The organism is Salinivibrio sp. HTSP (genome assembly GCF_003390965.1).
Lineage (GTDB): Bacteria > Pseudomonadota > Gammaproteobacteria > Enterobacterales > Vibrionaceae > Salinivibrio > Salinivibrio kushneri.
In genome coordinates this window covers 1-7891 of sequence record NZ_PXUD01000007.1, presented here as the reverse complement: position 1 = coordinate 7891, position 7891 = coordinate 1, and the positions used below count along the sequence as shown (strand labels likewise).

Genomic DNA, 7891 nt, shown 5'->3' with positions numbered 1-7891 from the left:
CAGATTTACAGTCTGATCCCTTTGACCGCTCGGGAACTCCACCACGCGATTGGGGCGAATCTTACCAAACCGATTGGAGCTGTAAAGGGTTTTCTTAACCTCAGGTTGCGGTTGGTGCTTTTTTCAACGTCTTGCGTCCAAAATCAGCAGTAAGCGTTGTTTTTATCGCTTTTTGAAACCTGCCTTCTTTTACATAGTCTGAGTGCTATGTGGCAAAATCTCGAATTTGGATGTAATAACGAGAAAAAACAACGTCTTTACAATTCTTTAAGGACAAAAAAAAGTAGATCAGTACACTGGTGCTATTCAAATAATAAGGTGTGATGTAATGAAAAAAGGGATGCTACTGGGCGCCGTGATGTTGGCCGGCGTTGCGTTCTGGCAGTGGGGAGGTATACAGCCCTCGAATGAGGAAGCCTCTGCGCCACCACCGGGTGCGCGATCTGTGGATGTGATGACTGCACAAGTGGAGACCAAATCGATTGCGCCGTCGCTGTCGTTGGTGGGTAACGTTAAAGCCCACCAACAGATTAATATCGAATCGGAAGTGTCGGCGCGCATTGAAACGGTGCACGTAAAACCGGGAGAAACGGTTGAAAAAGGGGCGCCTTTGGTGACATTTAATCGTGCCAAAGCCCAAGCAGCGGTACTGGAAGCGTCAGCTTATCTCAATGATGAGCAGCGCAAGCTAAAAGAGTACACCAAGCTGGCGCAGCGTGGTGCCTTAACGCAAACCGAGTTGGATGCACAGCAAGCCAGTGTCAATATCGCCAAGGCGCGTCTGCAATCGGCGCAATCTGATTTAGATGATCACCGTTTAATCGCGCCCTTTTCGGGTCGCATTGGTTTGTTTGATTTAAGTGTCGGTCAGCGCGTGGATGTGGGCGAAACCCTCTTTAGCCTCGATAATCTGTCGCGAATGAATTTGGATATTCAAGTCCCAGAGCAGTATTTCAGCCGCTTATATCCTGATATGCCCGTGGCAGTGACCTCTCAAGCTTGGCCGGACAAAGCGTTTGATGGTGAGATTCAGGTCGTGGACTCGCGCATCAACCAAGACGCGTTATCTGTCGGTGTTCGCGTTGCGCTGGATAACCCGGAACGTCAATTACAGCCTGGTATGCTGATGGAGGCGAAACTGACCTTGCCTGAGCAGCAAGCGGTGATTGTCCCGGTGCAAGCCCTGCAATATTCCGGTACACGTCGCTATGTATTCCGTATTGATGACGAAGGCATTGCTCATCGCACTGAAATTACCCTCGGTGCGCGCATTGATAACCAAGTGGTGGTGAGTCAAGGGCTCGAATCGGGTCAAAACATCGTCGTACAAGGCCTGGTAAATATGCGCGATGGCGCACAAGTGTCGGTATTGAATGCGGAAGCGCCCAAAAACCAAGCTGATGACCAAAGCCGTGTCAGTGAGTCCGCGTCAGAGACGGAGGCAAGCTAATGTGGTTGTCTGATGTCTCGGTAAAACGGCCAGTGATGGCGATTGTGTTGAGTTTGCTGTTATGTGTTTTCGGGGCGGTTTCTTTCTCGACCTTATCAGTGCGTGAGATGCCGGATATTGATAGCCCAGTGGTGAGTATCTACACCGGCTATTCCGGCGCCTCGGCCAGTATTATGGAAAGCCAGGTTACACAGTTGATTGAAGATGAGCTGTCCGGGATAAGCGGCATTGATGAAATTACGTCAGTCAGTCGCAATGGCTCATCACGGATCACGGTAGAATTTAACCTCGATCATCCGCTGACCGAAGGCGTGAGTGACGTGCGCGATGCCGTGGCACGCGCACAAGGCGGACTGCCTGATGATGCCAATGATCCGATTGTGTATAAAGACAACGGCACCGGTGAAGCGGCGGTGTATATCAACTTGGCCTCGTCAGAGATGGATCGTAACCAGCTCACCGAATACGCCCAACGCACCTTGGAAGACAGATTTAGTCTGATCTCTGGGGTGAGTTCGGTCGATCTATACGGTGCGCTGTATAAAGTGATGTATGTCAAGCTGGATCCCACCCAAATGGCGGGGCACGGTGTCACTACCCAAGATATTCTCGATGCATTGCGTAGTGAGAATCTAGAGAGTCCCGGTGGACAGATTCGTAACGACGTGATGACCATGCCGGTGCGTAGCGACCGGCTATATCATAATGCAGAAGACTTTAAACAACTGGTGGTGCGTACCACGGCTGATGGCACCGCGATTTATTTGTCGGACGTGGCGGAGGTGGCAATTGGCTCACGCAACGAAGATGCCACCTATAAAAACAACGGTATCAATAATTTAAGTTTGGCGCTGATCCCACAATCCGATGCCAATCCGCTTGATATTTCCGACCGCGCTCACAAGCTTGTCGATGAAATGCAGGCCTTCCTGCCCGAAGGCACGCGCCTTTGGGTCGATTACGATACTACGGTGTTTATTGAACGCTCGATTGAAGAGGTGTATAGCACTCTCTTTATCACAGGGGCGTTGGTGGTATTAGTGCTGTATATCTTTATCGGCCAAGCGCGCGCCACCTTGATCCCAGCCGTAACTGTGCCGGTGTCCTTGATATCTGCCTTTATTGTTGCCTCGGCGATGGGCTTTTCCATCAACCTGCTGACCTTAATGGCGTTGATCTTAGCGATTGGCCTGGTGGTGGATGATGCCATTGTGGTGGTCGAAAATATCTTCCATCACTTACAACAAGGCGATAAACCCTTGGTGGCCGCTTACCGTGGCGCACGAGAGGTGGGCTTTGCGGTGATCGCCACCACCGCGGTGTTGGTGATGGTGTTCCTCCCCATTACCTACATGGATGGCATGATCGGTAAGTTGTTCACCGAGTTTGCCGTGATGCTCGCCGTCACCGTGCTCTGTTCGTCCTTAATAGCGTTGACCCTCACGCCGGTGCTCGGCAGTAAATTGCTGCGCTTAAATGTAACATCCAGTCCTGTGAACCGCGTGATCACTCGTGGGTTTGATGTGCTTGAAGGCTACTACCGCCGGGCGTTGGGGCATGTACTGCGCTGGCGTTGGTTGGCACCTGTAGTGATCTTGCTCTGTATTGGCGGCAGTGGCGTGTTGATGCAGCACTTACCATCGCAATTAGTGCCACAAGAAGATCGTGGGGTGTTGCTGGCGTTTGTCCGTGGTGCGGAAGGCACCGCCTATAACCGCATGGTGGGCAACATTGAGCAAATTGAGCAGCGCTTGATGCCCTTAGTCGAAGCGGGCACCTTGAGTTCGGTGAGCTTGCAGACGCCAGCGTTTGGTGGTCGTGCCGGCGATCAAACCGGCTTTGTGATCATGCTATTGCCGGATTGGGATGAGCGCGATCGCTCAGCGCAAGCCATTCTCGGGGAAGTGCGTCAGGTACTGAATGGTGTGCCAGATGTACAAGTGTTCCCGTTTGCGCCTGGCTTTGGTGGGGGGAGTTCAGAGCCCGTGCAGTTTGTACTCAGCGGCCCGGATTATCCTGAACTTCATCGCTGGGCAGAAAAATTGGGCGAAATGGGTCGCGAGGCGGGTGTGATTGACAGCCCGGATTACGACTACAACCAAAACACCCCTGAGTTGGTGGTGAAAGTTGACCGTCGTCGCGCCTCTGAACTCGGCATTTCGGTGCGGGATGTTTCCGATACGTTAGAAGTGATGCTTGGTGGGCGAGCCCAGACTAGCTATGTGGATCGCGGTGAAGAGTACGATGTGTATGTGCGCGGCGATGAAAAGGCCTTTAGCAGTAAAAGCGATCTCAGCCGTATTTATATGCGCAGCCGCAGCGGCAAGTTGGTTTCGCTGGATGCAGTGACTACGGTGGAGGAAACAGCGTCCGCGCAGCGTTTAAGCCATACCAACAAGCAAAAATCGATTACCCTATCAGCACACTTAGGTGAGGACGTGACGCTGGGGCAAGCCCTTGATTATCTCGATTCAGCGGCGGCCGAGAATCTGCCTGCAGATATCTCTGTGGGCTACTCGGGCGAGTCGAAAGATTTTCGTGACAACCAAACCAGTGTGCTGGTGGTATTTGGTTTAGCGCTCTTGGTGTCGTACTTGGTGTTAGCGGCGCAATTTGAAAGCTTTATCAACCCCTTGGTGGTGATGTTGACGGTGCCCATGGGGATGCTGGGCGGCTTTTTAGGCCTATGGCTTACCAACCAAGGGATCAATATTTACAGCCAAATTGGTCTGATTATGCTGATTGGGATGGTGACGAAAAACGGTATCTTGATCGTGGAGTTTGCCAACCAATTGCGTGACCGCGGCATTGCATTTGAAAAAGCGATTATCGATGCGTCAGTCCGTCGTTTGCGACCGATTCTGATGACAGCGTTTACCACCTTGGCTGGGATGATCCCACTGATCCTCTCCACTGGCGCGGGAGCGGAAAGTCGTATCGCGGTTGGAACGGTGATCTTCACCGGTATGGCCTTTGCGACCTTTGTCACCTTGTTGGTGATCCCGGCGATGTATCGCTTGCTCTCCATTCATACTCATTCGCCTGAGTATGTGGCACAGCAGTTGGATAAAGCGCTCGCGGTAGAAACTGTGCATCGGGCCAGTCATGGTGAGTTTGATACCCATCCGCATGATGAGCCGCATAAATAACGATGCGTTGACTCTCGACATAAAAACCGCCTCATTGCGAGGCGGTTTTTTATTTCTTGTCGCTGCCAGTGGATGCGCGTTGTTACGCGTTTTCGGTTTGTTTGCGTCGCAGTGCGGCTTGCACGTCCGCTTGGTTGGCGAGGTAGTCATCTAAGCCACGCTGGCGCAAGTGGCAGGCTGGACATTCACCACAGCCAGTGCCTTTAATCCCGTTATAACAGGTTAGGGTGTGGTCGCGTACAAAATCGAGAGCGTGATACTGATCGGCCAGTGCCCAGGTCTCGGCTTTATTCAGCCACATCAGCGGCGTCACTAAGGCGAGTTGTCTGTCCATGCCGCGCTCAAGGGCTTGCTGCATCGACTGAATAAAATCGTTACGACAATCTGGGTAGCCAGAGAAGTCGGTTTCGCAGACACCGGTGATCACTGCCTCGGCGCCAATTTGATAGGCGTAGATGCCGGCCAACGTCAAAAACAAGATATTACGTCCCGGCACAAAGGAATTGGGCAGGCCGTTTTCGTTCAGTGCATTGGAAACAGGAATGTTATCGCGTGTGAGCGAGCTAATCGCCAATTCATTGAGCAAACCAACATCCAATACCTTGTGCGCACTGACTTTGCGGTTCTCAGCAATCTCACGGGCAACATCAATTTCTTGCTTGTGGCGCTGGTTATAGTCGAAAGTGAGGCAATGCACTTCGTCGTACTCTGCCTGCGCTTGAATCAAACAGGTGGTTGAATCCTGTCCTCCGCTAAATACCACAACGGCTTTTTTCATCGGTTTGTCCTCTGGCGGTGCTACTCACCCAGTGTTACACAGAGCACGGATGGTACCCCTGTGTGGTACCGTCAGCAAGCCAGATGCGATGATCTGAGTGTTGCGTTATCACAAACAAAACCCCTGTTCCTGTGAGCATCAAGTGCTACAGTAGCGGTATTTAGATGTCACGATTGATCGAGCGATGAAAGTAGAACGAGTAACTACCTCATTAAATGTGGATGATTATGAGTTAACGCAGAGCCGTCTTGCTATCCTAGAAGGGATCGCGCGTGGCGAGCGCGCAATTACCGAAGAGAAGCTCTTGAGTCACCATGATGCCAAAGAACAAATGTCCAAATGGCTCAGCGGCTGACTGCGCGTCAGGCAACGCGCAGTTCTCGTCTTTATGCTTACTGTTTCGCCACAAAAGCTTTTAACCCTTCGAGCGTCTCGGCTGGGATAGGGCAGCTTTTACCGGTTTTAAAATCGCAATAGACAATCAAGGCCTCGCCCTCGGCCACACAGCGTTCTTGATTGTGGCTGTAGATTTCATACTTCATCGCATAGCGCTTTTCTTGAATATCCTCGACCCAAGCGACGGTGGTGATGGTATCTGGATACACCAAAGGGGCGCGATAATCGCAGCGGGTTGATGCGACCACGGGGCCAACATTCAGCCGTTTGGCTAGATCGAACACTTCCAATTTTTCAAGCATCACCACGCGCATATCTTCAAAATAGCGAAAGTACACGGTGTTATTGATGTGTTGCATGGCATCCATGTCGTTCCAGACAATCGCCTGCGTATGAGAGAGCGGGTAGTTTTCTACTGGGATATTAGCCACAAGACAATCCTCCTTAATTGTGTGCCTTGATTGCACACCAAGCCCAATGACAAGACAAGCCGCGCAGGTATAAATACGGAGCTTTGTCTAACAATGACGTAACAAAATACATAAGTCGACAAAGTGGTTATCAGGGTGTGTGGCGCTAATCGGTTAATGTGGCAGCAATCAGACTCTGGTATGATACGCCCCCTTTGGCCGTGCTTGGGCGCGGCATGATTTACTTTTGCTGTGGATACGACTTTGACTGATACCGCTTTTTCCTCGCTTGCGTTACCCGCTGATTTACTCGATAACTTAGCAACCTTGGGTTATACGCACATGACGCCCATTCAGGCGCAGAGCTTACCGTCTGTGCTCAATGGCAAAGATATTATTGCCCAAGCAAAAACCGGCTCGGGGAAAACGGCGGCGTTTAGTCTGGGCGTGTTAGCCAAACTGAACGTAAAACGCTTTCGCGTGCAATCTTTGGTGCTGTGTCCAACCCGTGAGCTGGCCGAGCAAGTGGCGGTTGAGATGCGTAAGTTGGCGCGTGGTCGCCATAATGTCAAAGTGCTGACGCTGTGTGGCGGGGTATCGATTGGCCCACAAATTGGCTCACTGGAGCATGGTGCACACATTATTGTCGGCACTCCGGGACGTGTGGATGACCATTTACGCAAGGGCACCTTGCGTCTTGATGACGTTGAGACCTTGGTGTTGGATGAAGCCGACCAGATGCTGGATATGGGCTTCCAAGATACCTTGGATGCTATCATTGCGCGTGTTCCTGCTCATCGCCAAACCTTGTTATTCAGCGCTACCTTCCCGCGCTCGATCAATGCGATTGCCCAGCGAGTGCTGAGCCATCCTGTCTCCGTTAAAGTGGATGAGGTGCAAACGCAAAGTACAATCTCGCAGCACGTCTATAAAGTCGATGACAATAAGCAGCGTTATCAAGCGTTAAAGCTACTGTTATTGCACTTTCAGCCGCAAAGCTGCGTGGTGTTCTGTACAACCAAAGCTCAAACCCAACAAGTTTGCGATAACCTAGAAGATGACGGTTTTAGCGCCGTTGCCTTGCATGGCGATATTGAACAGCGTGGCCGTGAGCGCACCTTAGTAAAATTTGCCAACAAAAGTGCGTCCGTGCTGGTGGCCACTGATGTGGCCGCGCGAGGCTTAGACATTGATGACATGGATATGGTGATCAACTATCAACTCGCCCACGATCCGCAAACTCACGTGCACCGCGTCGGCCGTACCGGTCGCGCTGGCAAAAAAGGAGTAGCGTGTTCGCTATATAACGATGCCGAGCACTATAAGCTGGCGATGATTGGCGATCAGTATGACCGCGATTTTCTCCCTGAAGCCCTGCCGTCGCAACATTTGCTCGACACCGTGCCCTATCAGCCTGAGATGGCAACCTTGATGATTGACTCAGGTAAAAAACAAAAAGTACGCGCGGGTGATATTTTGGGCGCGCTGACCGGTCAAGCGGGCATTGACGGTAAGCAGGTGGGTAAAATCAATGTGCTCGACAATGTGGCGTTTATTGCTGTGTCCCAATCTTGCGTTAAAGCTGCATTGCGTAAGCTCAATGATGGAAAAGTGAAAGGCCGCACCATCCGCGCCCGCCGGATTTGATCTTTACCGTAAGCTATTGCTCGTTCCCACGCTCCTGCGTGGGAATGCATACAATGACAAA

At 51.5% G+C, this 7891-nt stretch carries 5 protein-coding genes and 1 pseudogene; 4 read left to right on the top strand and 2 right to left on the bottom strand.

Features of this window, described 5'->3' with window-relative positions; all coding sequences use genetic code 11:
* Positions 1 to 328 precede the first annotated feature (328 nt).
* Complete coding sequence (locus C7A19_RS01585; protein WP_116643978.1) at positions 329 to 1450, top strand: efflux RND transporter periplasmic adaptor subunit; 1122 nt, start codon at positions 329 to 331, stop codon at positions 1448 to 1450.
* The gene (locus tag C7A19_RS01580; RefSeq protein ID WP_116643977.1) at positions 1450 to 4599 is read left to right on the top strand and encodes a multidrug efflux RND transporter permease subunit; all 3150 of its coding nucleotides are present in this window, start codon (positions 1450 to 1452) and stop codon (positions 4597 to 4599) included. Before C7A19_RS01585 ends, C7A19_RS01580 begins: the two co-directional genes overlap by 1 nt.
* 82 nt (positions 4600 to 4681) lie before the next feature.
* Here the strand turns inward: C7A19_RS01580 and queC are convergent, their stop codons facing one another.
* A complete protein-coding gene (gene queC / locus C7A19_RS01575) occupies positions 4682 to 5377 on the bottom strand; it encodes a 7-cyano-7-deazaguanine synthase QueC (RefSeq protein ID WP_116643976.1) in 696 nt (231 codons plus the stop codon).
* Between the two features lie 211 nt (positions 5378 to 5588).
* Here queC and C7A19_RS15670 point away from each other — a divergent pair.
* Positions 5589 to 5732: pseudogene (locus tag C7A19_RS15670) on the top strand (prevent-host-death family protein); the annotation flags it as partial.
* A gap of 37 nt (positions 5733 to 5769) precedes the next feature.
* Here the strand turns inward: C7A19_RS15670 and C7A19_RS01570 are convergent.
* The gene (locus tag C7A19_RS01570; RefSeq protein ID WP_235614242.1) at positions 5770 to 6204 is read right to left on the bottom strand and encodes a thioesterase family protein; all 435 of its coding nucleotides are present in this window, start codon (positions 6202 to 6204) and stop codon (positions 5770 to 5772) included.
* A gap of 243 nt (positions 6205 to 6447) precedes the next feature.
* Here C7A19_RS01570 and dbpA point away from each other — a divergent pair, with 243 nt between their 5' ends.
* Positions 6448 to 7830 carry an ATP-dependent RNA helicase DbpA gene (gene dbpA / locus C7A19_RS01565; RefSeq protein ID WP_116643979.1) on the top strand — a complete coding sequence of 461 codons (1383 nt, stop codon included), beginning with the start codon at positions 6448 to 6450 and terminating at the stop codon, positions 7828 to 7830.
* Positions 7831 to 7891 lie beyond the last annotated feature (61 nt).